This window comes from Luteimicrobium sp. NPDC057192 (genome assembly GCF_042670205.1).
Classification (GTDB): domain Bacteria; phylum Actinomycetota; class Actinomycetes; order Actinomycetales; family Cellulomonadaceae; genus Luteimicrobium.
Genome location: NZ_JBHUWD010000014.1, coordinates 1 through 20,040 on the forward strand (window position 1 = coordinate 1; position 20,040 = coordinate 20,040).

Annotated in this window: 17 protein-coding genes; 8 read left to right on the forward strand and 9 right to left on the reverse strand. The window is 75.2% G+C overall.

Annotated elements, in window-relative coordinates:
• Positions 1-38: 38 nt before the first annotated feature.
• Genes ACFT5B_RS08470 through ACFT5B_RS08480 form a run of 3 tightly spaced genes read right to left on the reverse strand, consistent with a single transcriptional unit; the run spans position 39 to position 3,863 of the window.
• Positions 39-1,079 carry a substrate-binding domain-containing protein gene (locus ACFT5B_RS08470; RefSeq protein ID WP_386797555.1) on the reverse strand — a complete coding sequence of 347 codons (1,041 nt, stop codon included), beginning with the start codon at positions 1,077-1,079 and terminating at the stop codon, positions 39-41.
• Positions 1,079-2,242, reverse strand: a complete 1,164-nt coding sequence (locus tag ACFT5B_RS08475; RefSeq protein WP_386797556.1) for an ABC transporter permease — start codon at positions 2,240-2,242, stop codon at positions 1,079-1,081. The genes ACFT5B_RS08470 and ACFT5B_RS08475 overlap by 1 nt, the downstream gene beginning before the upstream one ends.
• Positions 2,243-2,282: 40 nt before the next feature.
• Entirely contained in the window at positions 2,283-3,863 is a 1,581-nt protein-coding gene (locus tag ACFT5B_RS08480; RefSeq protein WP_386797557.1) for a sugar ABC transporter ATP-binding protein, read from the reverse strand.
• Between the two features lie 152 nt (positions 3,864-4,015).
• Between ACFT5B_RS08480 and ACFT5B_RS08485 the strand changes: the two genes are divergently transcribed.
• Positions 4,016-5,011, forward strand: a complete 996-nt coding sequence (locus ACFT5B_RS08485; protein WP_386797558.1) for a LacI family DNA-binding transcriptional regulator — start codon at positions 4,016-4,018, stop codon at positions 5,009-5,011.
• Between the two features lie 10 nt (positions 5,012-5,021).
• Here ACFT5B_RS08485 and ACFT5B_RS08490 read toward each other — a convergent pair whose 3' ends face one another.
• From ACFT5B_RS08490 to ACFT5B_RS08500, 3 genes are read right to left on the reverse strand one after another with little or no spacing between them, the layout of a single operon-like run.
• The gene (locus tag ACFT5B_RS08490; protein ID WP_386797559.1) at positions 5,022-5,672 is read right to left on the reverse strand and encodes a histidine phosphatase family protein; all 651 of its coding nucleotides are present in this window, start codon (positions 5,670-5,672) and stop codon (positions 5,022-5,024) included.
• Complete coding sequence (locus tag ACFT5B_RS08495) at positions 5,669-6,835, reverse strand: sensor histidine kinase (RefSeq protein WP_386797560.1); 1,167 nt, start codon at positions 6,833-6,835, stop codon at positions 5,669-5,671. Before ACFT5B_RS08495 ends, ACFT5B_RS08490 begins: the two co-directional genes overlap by 4 nt.
• 37 nt (positions 6,836-6,872) lie before the next feature.
• Complete coding sequence (locus ACFT5B_RS08500) at positions 6,873-7,592, reverse strand: response regulator transcription factor (protein WP_386797561.1); 720 nt, start codon at positions 7,590-7,592, stop codon at positions 6,873-6,875.
• Positions 7,593-7,715: 123 nt separating this feature from the next.
• Between ACFT5B_RS08500 and ACFT5B_RS08505 the strand changes: the two genes are divergently transcribed.
• From ACFT5B_RS08505 to ACFT5B_RS08520, 4 genes are all read left to right on the forward strand, one after another.
• Positions 7,716-8,450 carry a glycosyltransferase family 2 protein gene (locus tag ACFT5B_RS08505; RefSeq protein WP_386797562.1) on the forward strand — a complete coding sequence of 245 codons (735 nt, stop codon included), beginning with the start codon at positions 7,716-7,718 and terminating at the stop codon, positions 8,448-8,450.
• Positions 8,447-9,184 (forward strand): DUF2064 domain-containing protein, encoded by a 738-nt coding sequence (locus tag ACFT5B_RS08510; RefSeq protein ID WP_386797563.1) that lies wholly within the window; start codon positions 8,447-8,449, stop codon positions 9,182-9,184. The genes ACFT5B_RS08505 and ACFT5B_RS08510 overlap by 4 nt, the downstream gene beginning before the upstream one ends.
• Positions 9,181-9,903 carry a methyltransferase domain-containing protein gene (locus ACFT5B_RS08515; RefSeq protein WP_386797564.1) on the forward strand — a complete coding sequence of 241 codons (723 nt, stop codon included), beginning with the start codon at positions 9,181-9,183 and terminating at the stop codon, positions 9,901-9,903. Before ACFT5B_RS08510 ends, ACFT5B_RS08515 begins: the two co-directional genes overlap by 4 nt.
• Positions 9,904-10,075: 172 nt before the next feature.
• On the forward strand, positions 10,076-11,386 hold the full coding sequence (locus ACFT5B_RS08520; protein WP_386797635.1) for an APC family permease: 1,311 nt from the start codon (positions 10,076-10,078) through the stop codon (positions 11,384-11,386).
• Here the strand turns inward: ACFT5B_RS08520 and ACFT5B_RS08525 are convergent.
• A complete protein-coding gene (locus ACFT5B_RS08525) occupies positions 11,316-11,864 on the reverse strand; it encodes a hypothetical protein (protein ID WP_386797565.1) in 549 nt (182 codons plus the stop codon). The genes ACFT5B_RS08520 and ACFT5B_RS08525 overlap by 71 nt on opposite strands.
• Positions 11,861-13,054: a molybdopterin-dependent oxidoreductase gene (locus ACFT5B_RS08530; protein ID WP_386797566.1), complete on the reverse strand. Its 1,194-nt coding sequence runs from the start codon at positions 13,052-13,054 to the stop codon at positions 11,861-11,863. The genes ACFT5B_RS08525 and ACFT5B_RS08530 overlap by 4 nt, the downstream gene beginning before the upstream one ends.
• A 112-nt stretch (positions 13,055-13,166) precedes the next feature.
• Here ACFT5B_RS08530 and ACFT5B_RS08535 point away from each other — a divergent pair, with 112 nt between their 5' ends.
• From ACFT5B_RS08535 to ACFT5B_RS08545, 3 genes are read left to right on the forward strand one after another with little or no spacing between them, the layout of a single operon-like run.
• Complete coding sequence (locus tag ACFT5B_RS08535; protein WP_386797567.1) at positions 13,167-14,570, forward strand: glycosyltransferase family 87 protein; 1,404 nt, start codon at positions 13,167-13,169, stop codon at positions 14,568-14,570.
• The gene (locus ACFT5B_RS08540; RefSeq protein ID WP_386797568.1) at positions 14,567-15,433 is read left to right on the forward strand and encodes an MTAP family purine nucleoside phosphorylase; all 867 of its coding nucleotides are present in this window, start codon (positions 14,567-14,569) and stop codon (positions 15,431-15,433) included. The genes ACFT5B_RS08535 and ACFT5B_RS08540 overlap by 4 nt, the downstream gene beginning before the upstream one ends.
• Complete coding sequence (locus ACFT5B_RS08545; RefSeq protein ID WP_386797569.1) at positions 15,430-16,542, forward strand: NAD-dependent epimerase/dehydratase family protein; 1,113 nt, start codon at positions 15,430-15,432, stop codon at positions 16,540-16,542. The genes ACFT5B_RS08540 and ACFT5B_RS08545 overlap by 4 nt, the downstream gene beginning before the upstream one ends.
• Positions 16,543-16,823: 281 nt before the next feature.
• On the opposite strand, the gene ACFT5B_RS08550 is transcribed toward ACFT5B_RS08545, so the two are convergent.
• Complete coding sequence (locus ACFT5B_RS08550) at positions 16,824-20,003, reverse strand: hypothetical protein (RefSeq protein WP_386797570.1); 3,180 nt, start codon at positions 20,001-20,003, stop codon at positions 16,824-16,826.
• Positions 20,004-20,040: the final 37 nt, after the last annotated feature.

The following is a 20,040-nucleotide window of genomic DNA, read 5'->3' on the forward strand; positions in this document are numbered from 1 at the left end:
GCCGCCGGACCCACCGGCGGCCGCCCCCTCCCGTGCGCTCACTGCTTGGCGCTGAAGTCGTACTGCTTGTAGAGCTCGGCGGCGTTCTCGGGCGTGACCGCCGTGGTCTGCAGGACCTGCTTGGCCTCGAACGGCTTGCCGTCGACCATGGCGAGGACCGTGTCGACCGCCTCCTTGGCGCCCGTCGGGTAGATAAAGGTACCGGCGAGCTGGCCCTGCTGGACCGCGCGGATCCCGCCGTCGGGGATGGCTAGACCGTCGGTGCCGATGAACGTGATGTCCTTCGCCTTCCCCGCGCCCGCCGCGGCGAGGTAGGCGCCCAGCGCCATCGGGTCGTTCTGTGCGTAGACCAGGTCGATCTTCGTGCCGGACTGCAGCCACTGCTGCATGTCCTTGGTGGCCTCCTCCTTGAGCCACTTGGCGTCCTGGTCCTTGACGATCTTGATCTTCGGGTTCGACTTGATGGCGTCCCGGAAGCCCTTGTCGCGGTCGATCTGCGGCTGGTTCGACATGATCCCCCGCAGCTCGACGACGTTCCCGCCGTCCGGGAGCTCCTTGACCGCGAGCTCGCCGGCCTCCTTGCCGATCGCGACGTTGTCGCCGCCGATGAACGCCGTGATGCAGTCGGTGTTGACGGTGCGGTCGAGGACGATCACCGGGATGTGCTTGGCGCACGCCTGCTCGACCGGGGGAGTGAGCGGGTCGGACTCGTTGGGGGACACGATCAGGACGTCGACGCCCTGCTGGATGAACTGCTGCACCTGGCTGACCTGGCGCGAGGAGTCCTGCTGGGCGTCCGCGATGGGCAGCAGCTTGAGGTTGGGGTGCTGCGAGACGTAGTACTCGAGCTGCTTGTTGAGCTGGGCGCGGTACGGCTCGGCGTTGTTCGACTGGCTGTAGCCGATCGTGTAGACGTCCTTCTTCGCGACCAGGCCGGTGGCGGCGGGCGTCGAGCCGCCCGCCGCGGCGCTCGGGCTGTCGCCGGAGCCGCCCGAGTCGTTGTTGGTGCTGCACGCGGCAAGGGTGATCAGCCCGGCGACGGAGGCCGCCGTGAGGCCGACGAGCGTGTGGTGCTTCATCAGAACTCCTTTGTCGTGACTTCGCGGGTGTCGTCAGGGGTGTGGTCGGCGGCCGCGGGCGCGGCCGGGCCGGGCGTGCCGGCGGGCCCGGCGGGAGGGGTGGGGGGCGGGGCGGCGTCGTCCGGCTCGCGGCGTCGGCGCAGGCGCTCGACGGTCGACGTCAGCAGGTCGGGCCGCTGGATCACCACGGCGGCGATGACGATGATGCCCTTGATGATCATCTGCCAGTTGGCGCTGAAGTTGTTGAGCCCCAGGACGTTGTCGAGCAGGGTCAGGATGAGCGCGCCGACGGCCGTCCCGACGACGGAGCCGCGGCCCCCCGCGAGGCTCGCCCCACCGATGACGACGGCCGCGATCGCGTCGAGCTCGTAGCCCAGGCCGGCCTGCGGGTCGGCCGACGCGTTGTACGCGGCGCTGATGGGTCCGGCCAGGCCGCTGAGCAGGCCGGAGAGCGTGAACACCGCGATCGTCACCCCGGTGACGTTCACGCCGGAGAGCCTGGCGGCCGTCGGGTTGCCGCCGACGGCGTACAGGTGCCGGCCGAACGTCGTCCGGGAGAGCAGGAGCTGGAAGACGACGATGACGACGAGCAGCGCCAGCACGGGGAAGTAGCCGATGAGCGGCACGTCGAACAGCTTCGTCCCGGGGGTCCCGAGCATCTGGAACTGCTGGGAGCCCGGGGCCACGTTGCCGTTCGGGTCCAGGACCACGGTGCCGATCGACACGTTGTCGGAGAACTCGCGCACGATGCCGCGCGCGATCGACATCATCGCGAGCGTCATGACGAAGGACTGGATCTTCAGCCAGGCGGTGCCGGCCCCGTTGACGAAGCCGAACATCGCGCACAGCAGCATCGACGCCGGGACGATGAGCACGACGGGCCAGTTGAGCTCGGTGAGCATCCAGGCGGACGCCGTCGACCCGACGGCCATCAGGGCGCCCACCGACAGGTCGATGCCGCCCGTGATGATGACGAGCGTCATCCCGACGGCGAGGATCCCGCGCGGCGCGAAGTAGCCGATGGCGTTGGTGAGGTTGTCGATGTCCGCGAAGCGCGACCCCTGCGACCACAGCCCGATGAGGGCGATGAGGACGAGGCCGATGTAGCCCTGCGCCGACCCGAGGATGGGGGCCAGGCGGCGCATGCGGTCGGAGGCGGTCACGGTGCGTCCTCTCGGGTTCGGGATGGGGGGCCCTGACGGGTCAGGGGTTGACGAGCGCTCGGCGTGCCATCGCCGCGGTGAGGATCTCCTCCTGCGTCGTGGCGGCGGCGTCGAGCTCGGCGGTGACGCGCCCCTCGCACAGCACGACGATCCGGTCGCTCATGCGCAGGAGCTCGGGCAGCTCGGACGAGGCGACGAGGACGGCGACGCCCTGCGCGGCGAGCGCGCCGACGATCTCGTAGATCTCCGACTTGGCCCCGACGTCGATGCCCCGGGTGGGCTCGTCGAGGAGGATCACGCGGGGGCCGGTGAGCAGCCACTTCGCGAGCACGACCTTCTGCTGGTTCCCGCCCGACAGGTTCCCGACGGCGGTGCCGAGACCCGGCGTCTTGACGCCCAGGCGTCGCACCTCGGCCCCGACGTCGTGCCGCTCGCGCGCGCGGCGCAGCCAGCCACCGCGCGCGAAGGCACGCAGCGCGGCGAGGCTCGTGTTGAACCGGACCGAGGCCCCGAGCACGAGCGACTGGGTCTTGCGGTCCTCGGCGACCAGCGCGACGCCGTGGTCGATCGCCTCGTGCGGCGTGCGGGGGGCGAACGGCGAGCCGTCGAGCAGGACCTCGCCGCCGACGTCGTGCCGGGCGTACGCGCCGAACACGGCCTCGAGGGTCTCGGTTCGGCCCGCGCCCATGAGTCCGGCGAGCCCCACGACCTCGCCCGGCCGCACCTCGAGGTCGACGCCCCGCAGCGCGACCCGCCCGGCGAGGCTGTCGGCCCGCACGGTGAGCCCCCGCACGGTGAGGCGCGGGGTGCGCGCCTCGGTCCGGTCGGCGACGGTCCGCTCGGGGAGCTCCGCGAGCGGTCGGCCGACCATCATGCGGATGAGCTCGTCGCGCCGGACGTCCTGCATCGACCGCTCGCCGATCCATCGGCCGTCGCGGAGCACGTGGACGCGGTCGGCGATCTCCTCGAGCTCCTCGAGCCGGTGCGAGATGTAGACGACGGCGACGCCTTCGGCCGTCAGCGACCGGATGACGTCGAAGAGACGGCGGACCTCGGCGTCGGCGAGCGCGGACGTGGGTTCGTCCATGATGAGGACGCGCGTGTCGAGCGAGAGCGCCTTCGCGACCTCGATGAGCTGCTGCTCGGCGACACGGTACTGACGCACGGGCCGTCGAGGGCTGACGCGGGTGAGGCCGACCCGGCGCAGCAGGTCGGCGGCGCGGACGTTCGCCTCGCCACGGTCGAGCCAGCCGGCCGTGGCGCGCTCCCTGCCGAGCCAGATGTTGTCCGCGACGGACATGTCGGGGACGAGGTTGAGCTCCTGGTGGATGGTGCTGATGCCCAGCCGCTGCGCGTCGGCGGGCGTGTGGATCGGGACGGGCCGGCCGTCGAGGAGGATCTCTCCGTCGTAGGACGCGAACACTCCGGACAGGATGTTGATGAGGGTGGACTTGCCGGCGCCGTTCTCGCCGAGCAGGGCGACGACCTCGCCCTTCCGGACGCTGATCCCGACGTCGTCGAGCGCGCGGACGCCGGGGAACGACTTGCCGATGCCGCGCATCTCGAGGACCGCCGGTGCCTGCTCGGCACCGGGCGCGGGAGTGTTCTGGGTGGTGATCACCGGCTCCTTCGCTCCGTTGCGAGGCCCCACGAGGGGTCGGCCACCGGCCTCTCGTGAAATCGATTACAGTTTGCGACACTAGGACCGCCCCCACGGCGTGTCAAGGAAACACACAGCGCCGTCGGCGAGTCGTAATCGATTACGCTGGGGGCGTGGTCCGGATCAAGGACGTCGCCGAGCTCGCCGGGGTCTCCACCGCGACGGTGTCGCGGGTGCTCAACGGCATCGGCGTGCGCCCCGACCTCGCCGACCGGGTCCAGCACGCCGTCACCACCCTCGCCTACACGCCGGACCGGACCGCGCGGTCCCTGCGGCGCCGGCACAGCGACGTGATCGCGCTCGTGCTCCCGGACATCGAGAACCCGTTCTTCACCGCGCTCGCCCGCGGCGTCGAGGACGTCGCGCAACGCTCGGGCTACTCCGTCGTCCTGTGCAACACCGACGACCTGCACGAGAAGGAGCGCCAGTACCTGCAGGTCGCCGAGGACGAGAACATGGCCGGCGTGATCATCGCCCCCGCCAGCGACGACCCGGCCGTCGCCGGGCTCCTCGAGCGGCGGCGCGGCGTCGTCGTCCTCGACCGGCGGGTCAGCGCGCACGTCGACACCGTCACGTTCGACAACGTGGACCTGGGACGCACGCTGACCCAGGGGCTCCTCGACCGCGGCTTCCGGCGGATCGCCTGCGTCACCGGACCCGCGGACACCAGCACCGCCGTCGACCGCGCCGTCGGGTGGGCGGCCGCGCTCGACGAGGCCGGCCTCGCCGCCCCCGACGAGCTCCTCGTCCACGCGAACTTCCGCGTCGACGGCGGCTACCGTGCGCTCGAGCAGCTCCTCGCGGTGACCGCACCGCCCGAGGCCGTGCTCGCGACCAACAACCTCGTCGGCGTCGGCGTCCTGCGCGCGCTCGCGGACCGGCACGGACGGCCGGTCTCCGGCCCCCGGCCCGCCGACGCCACGACCCCCGAGCTCGGGGTCGCGGTCATCGGCGAGCTGCCGTTCGCCACGTCACGCATCGCCGAGGTCCTCGTCGCGCCGCTCAACCCGCGCGAGCTCGGCACGGCCGCCGCGACCATGCTCATGGAACGGATCGACGGGCTCGACGCCCCGCCGCGTCAGGTGCAGATGGCGCGCGACCGCCCCTGACCGGTCCGCCTCACGCGCCCGACGGCTGGTTCCAGCCCTCGAGCGTCCGGATCCCGTGCCCGAACCCGAGCATCGACACCGACGCCGTGCCCAGCTCGAGGAGGGCGCCGGTCGTCGCCGGGAGCCCGAGCCACGTCGTCGCGAGGACGCGGAGGACGTGCCCGTGCGCGAACACGAGCGCGCTCGCCCCGTCCTCGAGCGCGGGCAGGACCCGCTCCACGACGCGCGCGGTCCGGGCCGCGACGTCGTCGAGCGTCTCGCCGGCGGTCGGGTGCGGGACGGCGGCGTGCTCCGGCCCGACGGCGTGGACGCCGTCGCGGAAGATCTCCCAGTCCGTGCCGGTCTCGGCCGAGACCTGCGCGGACGTGCGGCCCTCGACCGGGCCGTAGTCCCACTCGGCCAGGTTCTCGTCGACGACGGCGTCCCCGAACCCCGCGAGCTCCGCCGTCCGGCGTGCCCGCGCGCGGGGGCTCGTGAGCACCGTGCGGAAGTGCTGGCCCGCTGCCACGCGGGAGGCGAGGAGGACGCCGGCGGCCCGGGCCTGCTCCTCGCCGTGCGGCGTCAGCGGGATGTCGGACGTGCCCGTGTGCTGGCCGCTCAGCGACCACGCCGTCTCGCCGTGGCGGACGAGCACGAGCTGCGGGTCGGGCGAGGTGGTCACCCGACCATGGTGGTGGCGAGGCGGGGGAGCAGCACGTCGAACCGGCAACCGCCCGGGACGTTCCGCACCCGGACGCCGCCGTCGTGCGCCTCGGCGATGCCCCGCGCGATCGCGAGGCCGAGGCCCGCGCCCGTCGCCCGCACGTGGTCGGCGGCGTCGTCGACGGACTCGGGCGTGCGCGCGGACGAACCGCGCCAGCCTGCCTCGAAGATCCGCGTGAGGTCCGCCTCGGGGATACCGCCGCCCGCATCGACGACGGACACGGCGACCTGGTCCGCCGTCTCCGCGGTCGTCGAGACCACGACCTCGGAGCCGGCCGGCGAGTGCTGGAGCGCGTTGATGAGGAGGTTCCCGACGGCACGGGCCAGCTCGCGCGCGTCGCCGACGACGGTGAGGTCGGTGGGGCCCGTCTGCCGCAGGGTGACCGACCGCGCCCGGGCGAGCGGCGTGAGCTCGGCGACGGCGTCGCTCACGAGGTCGTAGAGCGCCACGGGCTCGAGGCAGAGCGCGAGCGTGCCCGAGTGGACGCGCGACAGCTCGAACAGGTCGTCGACCATCCCGGACAGGCGATCGGCCTGCGCCTGGATCTGGCGGTGGTAGCGGGCGGGGTCGTCGACCAGGCCGTCCTCGAGCGCCTCGGCCATGGCACGCAGGCCCGCGAGCGGGGTGCGCAGGTCGTGCGAGATCCAGGCGACGAGGTCGCGGCGCGAGCGCTCGACGCGCTCGGCCTCGGCCCGCGCGTCGGCGAGCCGTTCGCTCGTCGCCGCGAGCTCGGCGGACAGCGCGGCGAGCTCGGCGCTGCCGGCGGTCGAGGGCCGCACCGTCCGCCCCTCGCCGACGGCGCGGGCGAGGGACCGGGCGCGTCGCACGTCGCTCACCAGGCCGCGCCCCAGGACGAGCGCGACGGCCACCGCGACCACCCCGGACACGCCCGCGACCCACATGGCGACGACGAGGTCGTGGCCCGACAGGTACATGGCGCGCGCGACCGCGACCATGCCCGCGAGCACGGACAGCACAGCCGCGAGCACGACGACGCACAGCTGCGCGGTGAGGCTCGCGCGCCGCGCCAGCCGGAGCACGCCGAGCCCGACCAGCCCGACGGCGCACGCGCAGGCGAGCGCGACGCCGACGATCACGGCGAGGTCGGGAAGGGGGATCATGGTCGGCCTCCGGGTGGGTCCGTCGAGCGGGTCCGGGTCACGTCACACCGAACCGGTAGCCCACGCCCCACACGGTCGTGAGCCAGGTGGGCCGGGTGGGGTCGTCCTCGATCTTCTCGCGCAGCCGCCGGACGTGGACGGTCACCGTCGACAGGTCGCCGAAGTCCCACCGCCACACGGAGCGGAGGAGCTGGTCGCGGCTGAACGCCTGGTCGGGGTGCTTGAGGAAGAACGCGAGCAGGTCGTGCTCGCGCACCGACAGCGCGAGCTCGCTGCCGCGCTTGGTGATGACCCGCCGCGCCGGGTCGAGGCGGAACGGGCCGAGGTCGAACGCGGACTCGGGGGTGAGCTCGCCGACGCTGCGGCGCAGCACGGAACGCACCCGCAGGACGAGCTCACGCGGGGAGAAGGGCTTGGCGAGGTAGTCGTCCGCCCCGGCCTCGAGCCCGGTGATCCGGTCCTCCGTCGAGCCGAGGGCCGTGAGCATGACGACGGCGGTCCCGTGGTCCGCGCGCAGCCGCCGGCACACCTCGACCCCGTCGAGGCCGGGGAGCATCCGGTCGAGGACGACCAGGTCGGGGCGGGCGCGGGCGGCGGCCCGGAGCGCGCTCACCCCGTCGGCAGCCTCGTCGACGAGGAACCCCGCGGAGACGAGGTACGAGCACGCGACCTCCCGGACCGTCGGGTCGTCCTCGACGACGAGCACGCGACGATCCGTCAGCAGGTCGTCGTGCGCGTCGACGGGAACGGGGGTCACCGTTCCAGGGTAGGCACGGGCGCGGCGGCCAGGGCGCGGACGGCGGTCCCGGCGCGCGACCGTCCGCGGTTCGTAAGACTTTCCGCCCCGGCGTGGGCTGGCCGCGTCCGTAGCGTCGGGAAGGTGAACGAACCCGCGCCGGTCGAGTCCGCCGGCCCCGCCGCGCCCGGTGTCGCCGTCGACGTCGTGCTGCCGTGCCTCGACGAGGCGGCGGCCCTGCCCAGGCTCCTCGCCCGCATGCCGCCGGGCTACCGGGCGGTCGTCGTCGACAACGGCTCGACCGACGGCTCCGCGGACGTCGCGCGGGCGCACGGAGCCGTCGTCGTGCACGAGGCCAGACGCGGCTACGGGGCCGCGGCGCACGCGGGGCTGCTCACGGCGACGGCCGACGTCGTGGCCTTCTGCGACGCCGACGGCTCGTTCGACCCGGCCGACCTGCCCCGCGTCACCGGCCCCGTCCTCGCGGGCGAGGCCGACCTGGTGCTCGGGCGACGGCGTCCGACCCCGGGCTCCTGGCCACCGCACGCGCGGATCGCGAACGCGGTGCTCGCGGCCGAGCTGCGCCGCCGGACGGGACGACGCGTGCACGACCTGGGCCCGATGCGCGCCGCGCGCCGCGACGCCCTGCTGGCGCTGGGGCTCGCGGACCGCCGCAGCGGCTACCCGCTCGAGGTCTTCCTCCGGGCCGCGCGCGCGGGCTGGCGCATCGAGGAGGTGGACGTGCGCTACCAGCCGCGTGTCGGGCGGTCGAAGGTCACGGGCACCGTGCGCGGTACCGTCACCGCGGTCCGCGACATGTCGCGGCTCCTCGCGGCACCGGCTCCCGCACCGGGTCACGCGGACGGGGCCGCCTCGTGACGGCGCTCGTGGTGGTGGCGAAGGAGTGCGTGCCCGGGCACGTCAAGACGCGGCTCTGCCCGCCCCTCAGCCCGACCGGCGCGGCGGCGGTGGCCGCGGCGTGCCTCGCCGACACCCTCGCGGCGCTCGCGGACGCGCCGGCGGCTCGCCACGTCCTCTACCTCGGCCGGCCCGACGACGTCGGGCCGCCGGGGTCACGACGCCCCGGCCCGGCGTTGCCCGACGAGGCCGTGGGCTGGGAGGTTCTCGGGCAGCCGACGGGAACCCTCGACGTGCGGCTCGGCGCGCTGCTCGACCACCTCGACGAGCCGCTCCTGCTGATGGGGATGGACACGCCCCAGGTCACGGCCGCGCACGTCGCCCCGGCGCTGGATCGCCTGGCGGCCACGGGGAGCGGGCGGGACGCCTGGCTCGGGCTCGCCGCCGACGGCGGCTACTGGGCGCTCGGGCTGGGCGCGGCCGCGGGGCGCTCCGGGGCCGCTTCGACCGCCGCTCGGCCCGCGCGTCGCGGGGACCTCGTCCGTGGCGTCCCGATGTCGCGCGACGACACGGGCGAGCGGCAGCGCGAGCGGCTCGAGCGCGCGGGCCTGCGGGTCCACCTGCTCGACGAGCTCGTCGACGTCGACACGGTCCGCGACCTGCGGGGCGTCGTGCGCGAGGCGCCCGGTGGGCGCGTCGCGCGGACGGCCGCGGAGCTGGGCTGCCTCGAGGCCGTCCCGGAGGCGGTGTCGTGACCGCGCTCGACGCCACGTCCGGCACGGCACGGTCCGACGTCCGTCACTTCGGCGGCGGCGGGGACCGCCCCTACGAGGCCGCGCTCGCGGCGGGCGCCGGCCGGCTCCGGCTTGCACGGGCCGGTGGCCCCGCGGGTGCCGGGCTCCCGGTCCCGGCCGGGCACACCGTCCTCGACGTGGGCCGCTACGCGGGGCCGGCGGACGCCGTCGACGTCGAGGTGCTGCGCCGCGCTCGCGGGCCCGTGCTCGACGTCGGCTGCGGGCCTGGGCGGATGGTGAGCGCGGCCCTCTCCGAGGGGATGCCTGCTCTGGGCCTCGACGTGTCGGCGGCGGCGGTCGCCGTGGCGCGGGACCGCGGGCTGCCGGTGCTGCACCGGTCGGTGTTCGGGCACGTCCCGGTGGCGCGCGGCTGGGGCACGGTGCTGCTGCTCGACGGGAACGTCGGCATCGGCGGCGACCCGTCCGGGCTGCTGTCGCGGTGCGCGCAGCTCGTCGCGCCGTGGGGCGCCGTCGTCGTCGAGACCGACCGGGTCGCGACCCGCGACCGGGTGTTCGAGGCGGTCGTGACCGATGAGGCCGGACGCCGGAGCCTGCCGTTCGCGTGGGCCGAGGTAGGGGCCGATGCGCTCGCCCGGCACGCGGCACCCGCCGGCCTCGCGCCGGGCGAGCGGTGGGTACGCGGCGGGCGGACGTTCGTGCGGCTCGTCCCGGCACGCTGAGCGACCATGGGACCGGGACGGCTCGACGGTGTCGGGGCGTCCCGGACGTCCACCGTGCACGACCGAGGAGCTGAGAGCCGCGTCCACCGAGCCACGCACCGCACGCGAGGTACCCGCCCCCGGAGCGCCCGAAGGGACGCTGCACCGGAGCCTCTCCCTGCGGCACCTCATCATCTACGGGCTGCTGTTCATCGGCGTGACTGCGCCGATGGGCACGTTCGGTGTCCTGGACGCACGGAGCGACGGCGCGGTCGCGCTGGTGTTCCTCGTCGCGACCCTGGCGATGGGGTTCACCGCGTGGTCCTACGCGCGCATGTCCGTCGCGGTCCCGAGGGCGGGGTCCGTCTCGGCGTACGCGACCGCCGGCCTGGGGCGCCGCCCCGGCTTCATGGCCGGCTGGATGATCGGCCTGGACTACCTCTTCATCCCGAGCCTCGCGGCGCTCTTCACCGGCATCGCCAGCCACGCCCTCGTTCCGGCGGTGCCCGTGTGGGTGTTCACGACGGCGGCGGTTCTCGTCATCACGGCCCTGAACCTCGGTGGCGTCAGGCTCGCGGCCACCGTCGGCCTCGTCTCGCTCGCGGTGGAGCTCCTCGTCCTGGCCGCGTTCTGCGTGGGCGCCGTCGTCGTGCTGGTGCAGGACGGCCCGGCCCGGCCGTGGCTGTCCCCGCTGACCGGCCTCGACGGGTTCACGCTGACGGGGGTGCTCGGCGCGGTCTCCGTGGCGGCGCTCGCGTTCCTCGGCTTCGACGCGATCGCGACCTTCGCGGAGGAGACCACGGGCTCCCCGCGACGCGTCGGCCAGGCGCTCGTCTTCTGCCTCGGCCTCGCCGGGTTCCTGTTCGTCCTCCAGACCTACCTGGGTGCGCTGCTCACGACGACGACGCCCGCGGAGCTCGCCGCGCACCCGGACGAGCAGGGCACCGTCTTCTACACGATGCTGGGCGACTCGATCGGGTCGTGGTTCGGCACGACCGTCACCACGGTGCGAGCGATCGGACCGGTGCTGTCGGCGCTGGTGGCGCAGGCCGCGGTGAGCCGCCTCATGTACGGGATGGCGCGCGACGGTCAGCTGCCGGCCCGGCTCGGCTCGGTGAGCCGTCGCACCGGCGTCCCCCGCCTGGCGATCCTCGTGTCGGCGGTCGCGACGCTCGTCATCGCCGTCGCGGCGGCCCTCAAGCCCGACGGCCTGGACCTGCTCTCGTCGATGGTCACGGTCGGGGCGCTGACGGCCTTCGTGTTCCTGCACGCGGCCGTCGTCGGGTACTACGTGGTGGGGCGCCGCACGGAGCGGCGTGTGCTCCACACCGTCGTCCCCGCCGTGGGCGCGGCGATCGTCGTCGCCGTGCTGGTCCTCGCCAGCCATCTCGCGCTCGAGGTCGCCGCCGGATGGCTCGTGCTGGGACTCGTCGTCATGGTCGTGCGCGGGAGACGCCGGGAGGGGGCTTCCTCCGCCGAGCCCGGTCGCGGAGGCCGAGCGTGAGCGTCCCGGCCACGGCGACCACGGCGAGCACGACCCAGGTGAGGACGAGGTGCCGCCCGTAGTCGCCCGGCACGACCGTCGGGTTCGCGGGGCCGAGGGACTGCGCGTGGAGCTCGGGCAGGACGACGAGCGTCAGCACGCCGCCGACGGCCAGGCAGGTCGCGACGAGGGTCCCCGCGCCGCGCGGCGCCCGCCACCGGTGCCCGCGGACGCCCCGGCCCGCCAGGCGCCCGAGCACGAGGCTGCCCACGACCAGGGCGAGGGTGACGGCGGGGACGAGGACGCCGTCGTGCAGGACGAGCGCCGAGACCAGCCAGACCCCGAGCGCTCGCAGCTGGTAGCCGTGGAGGGCGGTGAGCTTCCAGCCGCCCACGGTGAGCCCGGCGACCCCCGCGACGACGAGGACCACGCGGGCGACGCGGACGGCTCGGCCGTCCGGGCCGGAGCGGTCGGTGACGGGGGGCGGTGTCGCGCTCACGTCGTCTCGATCCGGGTGAGCCACTTGGTCTGCAGGACGCCGGGGCGTGCGGGCGCGACGAGGCGCGCGGGGAAGCCGTGGTCGAGGTCGAGCGGCTCGCCCGCGAGCTCGAGCGCGACGAGGGTGCGCGGGTGGTGCGCGAACGCGGGCTCGAGGTCGCTCGTCCGGTAGGGGCCGGTCGGCTCGAGGCTGGTGACGCGGGCGGCGGCGCCGGGGGGAGCGCCGACGAGGTCGAGGAGCTCCGCGACCCGCACGCCGCGCCAGTGCGCGAACGTGGTCCATCCCTCGACGCAGGCGATGGGCAGCTCGACCTCGGTCTGGGGGAGCGCCTCGAGCTCGGCGCGCGTGAGGGCGACGGACCGTCTGCCGTGCGCGACGGTGAGGGTCCACGCCGGGTCCGTCGCGGTGTCGCGGACGCGCGCGGCGGCCGCAGTCTTGTTGACGGGCAGGCCCTGCGGCCCGAGGTCCTGGACGCGCGGGGCGAACAGGTTGGTCCGCCGCAGCACGCCGAACGACTGGCCGGCGGTGAGCACCACGACCGCTGCGACGCTCGACCCGACCGCCACGAGGAAGCCGCGCCGCGACGCCGCCGCCCCGGTCGCTGCGTCGTCGGGCACGCGACCGTCGGCGACGGCGTGCTCGCGCCGCCAGTGCCGGACGATCGTCGGGAGCTGGGCGGCGACGTGGATCGCGAGCGCGCCGACGACGACCCACGCGAGCGCGAGGTGCGTGCCTCGGAACGGGAACCGGAACGGGTACCACTGGTAGGTGTTGAGCAGGCCCGTGGCCACCTCGACGAGCGCGGCGGCGACGAGCACCCCGACGAGGACCCGCTCGACGGCGTGCAGCGCGCTGCGGACGGGCGGCCACTGGAGCAGGCGCGGATAGACGCTCCAGAGCTTGGCCAGCAGGAGCGGGATGCTCGCGATCCCGGCCGCGACGTGCACGCCCTGGGTGAGCTGGTAGAGGTTCGGCGGCCAGGTCGGGAACCGCATCCACGGCTGCGGGTCCTGGAGGAAGTGGCTGTAGAGGCCCGTGGCGAAGCAGACGAGGAACGCGGCGCCGAGCAGCCGCCCGATCACCACCGTGGTGCGCGGCGAGCGCGCCGGGTGCCGCAGCAGCGCCGCGGCCCGGCCGGCCGCGGTGCGGCCGCGGGCGTCCGCCGCGGTCCGGAGCCGCTCGAGCCTCATGCTCCTCATCGTGCTGCGACGGCCGCGCGCGGCGGGTCCGGAGATCTTACGGTCCACGAACGAGGGGCCGGTTTCCGCCGGTCCGGCCCGGTCGAGGCGGGACGATCGGACGGTGCGCAGCACCCGAGCCCTCCTCCCGACCGTCCTCGCGGGCGGTGCCGTCATCCTCCTGGTGGCGGTCGTGGCCGTGGGCACGCACGTCCACGGCTTCGCGCACGCCGACCGGCCGCGGGCCCTGGTCGCGATCGGCGCGGGCTGGGTGGCCTTCGCCGTCGCCGTGCTCGCGCTGCGGCGGGTCCCCGAGCGGGTCGTGGTGCCGTTCGTGCTCGCGGGCTCGGTCGCCGTCGGGCTGGCCGCGCTCACGGGCCCGCCGAACCTCAGCACCGACTCCGCGCGCTACGCCTGGGACGGCATCGTCCAGGACGCCGGCACCTCGCCCTACGCGCACGTGCCGACCGCGGACGCCCTCGAGCCGCTGCGCACGGACTGGCTCTTCCCGGCGCCTGCCGGCACGGACGCCGGCGGCGTGGCGGTCTGCCCGGCGGAACGCGTCGACCCGACGACGAGCGTCCCCTCCGGCGAGCCGCTGTGCACCGCCATCAACCGGCCCCACGTCCCGACCATCTACCCGCCCGTCGCGGAGGCCTGGTTCGCGGCCGTGCGTACGCCCGTGCCGTCGTCGGCGGCGTACTGGCCCCTGCAGGTGGGCGGGCTCGCGGTGAGCCTCGCCGTGACGGGCGGCCTGCTCGTCGCCCTGCGCCGCAGGGACCTCGGCGTGCGCTGGGCCGCCGTGTGGGGGTGGTGCCCGTTCGTGGCGTCGGAGGCCGTGACGAACTCGCACGTCGACGTGCTCGGCGCCGCGCTCGTGCTGGCCGCGACGCTCGCGTCGACGCGGCCCGCCGGGGTGCGGCGTGCGCTCACGACGGGTGCGCTGCTCGGTCTCGCCGCCGCCACGAAGCTCGTGCCCGCGATCGCAGGGCCGCCGCTCCTACGGCGGGACGGCTGGCGGACGGCGGCCGTCGCGGTCGTGACGTTCGTCCTCGTCTACGTGCCCTACGTCGTGGGGGCGGGCAGCGGCGTGCTCGGGTTCCTGCCCGGCTACCTCGACGAGGAGGGCTACGACAGCGGCAACCGGTTCGCGCTGCTCGCGTTCCTGCCCGGGCCGGTGGCCACCGTCGTGGCGGTGGGTCTCGTCGGTGCGCTCGCCGTCGCGTGCTGGTGGCGGGCCGACCCCGACGCGCCCTGGCACGCCCAGGTCGTGCTCGTCGGCGGGACGCTGCTCGTCGTCGGCCCGTCGAACGCCTGGTACGCGCTCCTGCTCGTCCCGCTCGTGGCGCTCAGCCACCGCTGGGAGTGGCTCGCCGTCCCCGCCGCCCTCGCCGCGGGCGAGCTGTACCCGCGCATGGCGGTGATCCGGCCCGCCATGGGCGTGGCGCTCGTCGTCGTGCTCGCGGTGACGCTCGTCCGCGCGTCCCGTCCCGCCCGTCTTCCCCGACTCACCTGGAGGCCCGCATGACCCACCTGCCACTCACCGACCCGCCCACCGTCGCCGTCGTGGGCGGCTCGGGGCTCTACCGGCTCTTCGACGAGGGCACCGCGACGGAGGTCGACGTGCCCACCCCGTACGGACCGCCGTCGGGCCCGGTGAGCGTCGGGACGTTCGGCGGACGCACGGTGGCCTTCCTCGCGCGCCACGGCCAGGGCCACGCCCTGCCTCCGCACCGCGTGAACGCGCGCGCGAACCTGTGGGCGCTCGCCTCGCTCGGGGTGCGCGCGGTCGTGTCGTCGACGGCGGTCGGCTCGCTCGACCCGGCGCTCGTGCCGGGCTCGTTCGTCGTCCCCGACCAGCTGATCGACCGGACGTCGGGCCGCGCCGACACGTACTTCGACGGCGACCCCGCGGGCGCCTCGGGCGTCGAGCACCTCGCCGCCGCGGACCCGTTCTGCCCGCGGCTGCGATCCGTCGCGCTCGCGGCGGTGCGCGCCGCCGGCGAGGACGTGCGCGACGCCGCGACGACCGTCGTCGTGCAGGGGCCGCGGTTCTCCACGCGCGCGGAGTCGCGGTGGTACCGGGCAGCGGGCGCCGACATCGTCAACATGACCCAGTACCCGGAGACGGTCCTCGCGGCCGAGCTCGGCCTCGGGCTCGTCAACCTCTCGTTCGTCACCGACACCGACGCCGGGATCCTCCCGGGCGAGGCCGACGCCGCGGACGCCGCCCTCGTGCTCGCGCGCATGGCGGCCGCCCAGCCGCGCCTCCTCGCACTCCTCGCCGCGGTCGTCGCCGCGGTGCCCGGCGACTACGAGGCGCGCGAGCTCGTCCCGCGCGCGGCGAGCCGCCGTGTGCTCGCGCTGGCGCCGGTCGGGGCCCTCGCATGAGCGGGCTGCTCGTCGTCACGGGCGGTGCCGGGTTCGTCGGGCTCCCGACCGTGCGCGCCGCGCTCGACGCCGGATGGCGCGTGCGGGTCGTGGACTCGCTGCGCGGCGACGTCCACGCCGACGGGCGCCCCCCGCGCGACCTCGAGGCGCTCGCGGACCGTGACGACGTCGAGGTCGTGGTCGCCGACGTGCGCGACGCCGGCGCGGCGGACCGGGCCCTTTCGGGCGCGGACGCCGTCGTCCACCTCGCCGCGAAGGTCGGCCTCGGCGTCTCGTTCGACGACGCGCCCGACTACGCCGCGAGCAACGGCACCGGCACGGCGTGCGTCCTCGCCGCGGCGGCGCGCGCGGGAGCGCGCCGGCTCGTGCTCGCGTCGTCGATGGTGGTCTACGGCGAGGGGCGCTACCTCGACGCGAGCCGGCCGGACGGGCCGCCCCGCCAGCCGCCGCCGCGCCGGGTCGAGGACCTCGAGCGCGGGGTGTTCGACCCCCTCGGCGCCGACGGACGCCCCCTCGTCCCGGTGCTCGTGACGGAGGACGCCGCCCTCGAGCCCCGCAACGTGTACGCGGCGACGAAGCTCTTCCAGGAGCACCTCGCGTCGTCGTGGGCGCGCGCCACGGGCGGGACGGCGGCCCTGCTGCGCTACCACAACGTCTACGGCCCGGGTCTGCCGGCCGGGACCCCGTACGCGGGGGTCGCCGCGCTGTTCCTGGACGCGCTCGAGCGCGGACGCGCGCCGCGCGTCTTCGAGGACGGCGGCCAGCGCAGGGACTTCGTGCACGTCGACGACGTCGCCGCCGCCAACCTCGCGGCCGTGGCCTGGTCGGCGGGTGGCGGTCCGGGTGAGCGGGCCGGCGTCGCGCGGGCGTTCAACGTCGGCAGCGGAGAGGTGCGCACGGTCGGAGACCTGGCGTCGGCGCTCGCGCGCGCCACCCGCGGCCCCGAGCCGGTCGTCTCCGGCGAGTACCGGCTCGGCGACGTCCGGCACGTGACCGCGTCGTCGGAGCGGCTGCGGGCGGAGACGGGCTGGCGTCCGCGTGTCGCGTTCGACGACGGCGTCAGACAGCTGGTTGCGGCACGAGGTGCGAGCCGCGTCACCGTGGGGTGAGCGCGTCTCCTGGCGGTAGGCGTGCACCGCGTCGAGCAGGTCCTGGTCCAACAGCGCGATGCTCTCGGGCACGGAGACTGGATCGCCGACCAGCTTTCGGCGGCTCCTGCCATGAGAGAGCCGAGGGCACCCGGACTGCGGGCGACGAGCGCGTCGAGATGCTCGAGCGCCTCCCGAGTCACCGTGGTGCTGACGTCCTCCGACAGCAGCCGACCCGTCGATCGGGAGAGCGTCGCGCTCCGCCGGCAGCGGAGTGCACGGGTTCCCCGAACGCCGGGAAGTCAGCGAGCCGCCGGCTCTCGAGCTGCGCGAGCCCTGCCCGCGGGTCGCCCCGTCGTGTCTCGCGCGGATCGGCTCAGCGCGAGAAGGCCTGCGATCCCGATGACGACGGCGCCCGCGATCGCGACCCACCTCGGGAGCGCCGTGGGGATGCCGAGGTACTCGGTGAGACCGAGGATGCGGTGCAGCCCCCAGGGGAGGAGCGCGAGCTGGTCGTTCCAGGCGCTCAGAACGGGCTCGAGCCCGACCGCCGCGACGAGCGCGCCGCCGACGAGCAGCGGCAGCCCCGCGGCGACCGCGACCGCGCCGGACGCGCGCCTGCGGGTCAGCCCGTACCGCGCGCGCAGCACCGCGAACGTCGCGACGAACAGCCAGCAGAACAGCGCGAACGCGACGGTCACGTAGGCGGCGCGCTGGACCGGCACCGTCCAGAACCCGAACCAGTAGCGGCCCGGACCACGCCACGCGAGGACCGCGAGCAGCAGGGCGGACCGGACGAGCGCGACCCCGCCGACCGCGCCCCAGAGCCAGAAGCCGTCGCGCCGCCCGACGAGTGCCCGCGCCGTCAGCGCGAACAGCGCCCATGCGCCGAGCGTGAGGGCGAGGTGGACGGGTGCCGCGAACCAGCCGTAGGCGAGGCGGGAGAGCACCAGCACGACGGCGGGGAGCGCCCACACGAGCACCCGGTCGACGCGCCCGGGTGCGTCGTCCGCGGTCGCCAGAGCGCGGGCGTCGCACCCGCCGACGACGGCCCCGCCGCCGTCCGGACCGAGGCGCCACGGTCGCGTCCCGCCGGTCCAGAGCGCGTGCAGCGCGCGGTGCCCGGGGAACCTCGGCCGGCGCCGCGACCACGCCCCGAGCCCGAGCGCCCCCACGACGAGCACCAGCAGCGCTCGCGCGACCCATGCCATCGCGACGTCCCGGTCGGCGCGCACGAGCCCGAGGTGGGCGGCCGTGAAGTTGTACGCCGGGAGCTGCAGGTCCTCGCCGTAGCGGGCCTCGTGCGCCGCGAGCGCCGCCCGGAACCGGGACTCGGCGGCCTTCCACGCGGTCCGCGACGCCGTCGATCCGGTGTCGAGCCACTCCACGCGGCGGAGCTGGGTCTCGCGGTAGGCGTCGAGCGTCGTGAACAGGTTCTGCTCGTAGTCGAGGGCGGCGAGCAGCCGGGTCCGGTGCTCGGGGTCGGTCCACGACGACGCGGCGGTGCCCGCGACGAGGTCGCGCATGCGGCCGACGGTGGCGACGGCACGGTGGCCCTGGTCGACGGCTTCGTCGACCTGTGTCCGCGTGAGCGTGTAGATCGTGTCGAAGGTCGCGGAGTCGCCCGAGACGATGTCCCACTCGAAGATCCACATCATCGGCGGCGGCTGGAGGCCGAGCGCCCTGACGGACTGCTCGGCGTACGGCCCGAGGTACAGACCGTCGGTGATCGCGGACCGTGACAGGGCGAGCGCGTCCGAGATCGCGGCGACCGTGGCGGGGTCGGTGGACAGGGTCTGGCGCACCCAGTCGGCGCGCAGCCGGGCGACGTCGGCGTCGGGTTCGGCCGCGAGCCGCGCTGCCAGGTACGCGTCGAGGTCCCACAGCTGCCAGAACCCGTCGCGGAGGTAGAGGGCGCGCGGGCCGGCGTAGAGCGGTCCGCCGGTCTGCGCCCAGTCCCAGATCCCCTCCACGTGCGGGTTCGTCGCGAGGAAGGTGCGCAGCGCCTCCTGCTCGAGCGCACCCAGGTCGTCGGGCAGGGCGCCCTGGCCCTCGAACTCCCGACGCGCCTGCAGCTCGACGATCCGCCGCTGGTCCCCGACGGCCAGCGTCGGGTTGAGCGCCAGGTAGCTGTAGAAGTCGCCCGCCGAGTACTTGGTCGACACGACGAGGTGCGGGTCGTGGAGCGCGCCGAGCACCTGCTCGTACGACGCCGGGTTCGTGTGCAGGTCGCCGACGGCGCCGATCCCGACCGTCCACGACCGGAAGATCACGTCCTTGTCGGCGTCCCCTGCCGTCGCGAGGAACGCCCGCAGCATCGCCTGGACCGCGTCCGGCGTCGTCACGGCGAGCTTCGAGCCGTAGTCCCAGCCCGCGAGCCGGTACGCCGAGCCGCCCTCGCCGACCCGGATCATCAGCCCGTCGACGAACGGCATCGAGCGGAACAGCTCACGCAGACCGCCCTGGTACACCGACCAGAAGCCCGGCGACGTCAAGGTCGACGGTGTGCCGAGGCTGCCGAACCGCTGCGTCAGGTACGCCTCGAGCGGCGGGTCGACCGCGAGCATGTCGGTCGACAGGTACACCTTCATGCCCATGTCGTGCGCGTACCGCCACACCGGCGCGAACGCCGCGACCATCGCCCGCGCCCGGGCGACGTGCGGGTCGTCCGCGGCGTAGACGCCGAGGTCGGAGAACGTCACGTACTCCAGGAACCCGGGCACCACGACGCCGTTGTAACCCTGGCGCAGCGCGTGGTCGACGAGCGCGCGGAACTGCGCGGAGATCGCCGCGACGGCGTCCGGGTCGACCCACGGGGCGTGCGGCAGCAGCGCCGACCCGACGACGTCGGAGTTGAGCGAGTAGTCGTCGCCCGCGGCGAACCGCGCCGCGTCGTCGTCGAGCCCGACGGCGCCCACGTCCGTCAGGCGCAGCCCGAGCCGCGGACCCTGCACGACGCCGTCCTCGTCGCCCGGGACGACGGCGCTCGCGGACCGGACCCGGTCGGCGACCGTGTAGAGACCCGCGGCGGCGCCCGCGGTCGTGGCGGCGTCGAGCGTGAGGCCGGTTCCGGCGGTCGACAGGCGGAACCGCTCCCCGGTGATGCCCGACGACGGCGCCACCCGCACGGTGAGGACCCCACCCGCCGGGCCACGGGTCCCGTCGTCGGCGGCGACCGCGGGGCGATCGAGGCCTCGCCCCGCGTACGCGTCGGCGACGGCCTGCGCGGCGAGGCGGACGGGTCGCGCGTCCGGGGCGGTGACGAGCCGGAGCGCCGGGGCCGCGTCGTCGGCGCGGGCGGGCAGCGCCGTCGTGCGCTCCGCGGGGACGTCGGCCGGCGCGTGGCTCAGCCCGAGGAAGCCGCCCACCTGCCAGGCCACGCCGGCGCCGAGCGCCAGCAGCACCACGACGACGACGGCGAGGGTGAGGGGCCGGGGTGACGTGCGTCGACCCTCGCCGGCCCCGGCTGCGGTACCGGGCACGCGCACATCCTGCCACCGGGAGCCGCGCCCCCGGCCC

Bases quoted from the DNA above. Each gene is read 5' to 3' on its own strand.
- ACFT5B_RS08530 (WP_386797566.1), bottom strand. From the start codon at position 13,054: ATGAGGCTCGAGCGGCTCCGGACCGCGGCGGACGCCCGCGGCCGCACC.
- ACFT5B_RS08540 (WP_386797568.1), top strand. From the start codon at position 14,567: ATGACCCACCTGCCACTCACCGACCCGCCCACCGTCGCCGTCGTGGGC.
- ACFT5B_RS08470 (WP_386797555.1), bottom strand. From the start codon at position 1,079: ATGAAGCACCACACGCTCGTCGGCCTCACGGCGGCCTCCGTCGCCGGG.
- ACFT5B_RS08545 (WP_386797569.1), top strand. From the start codon at position 15,430: ATGAGCGGGCTGCTCGTCGTCACGGGCGGTGCCGGGTTCGTCGGGCTC.
- ACFT5B_RS08495 (WP_386797560.1), bottom strand. From the start codon at position 6,835: ATGATCCCCCTTCCCGACCTCGCCGTGATCGTCGGCGTCGCGCTCGCC.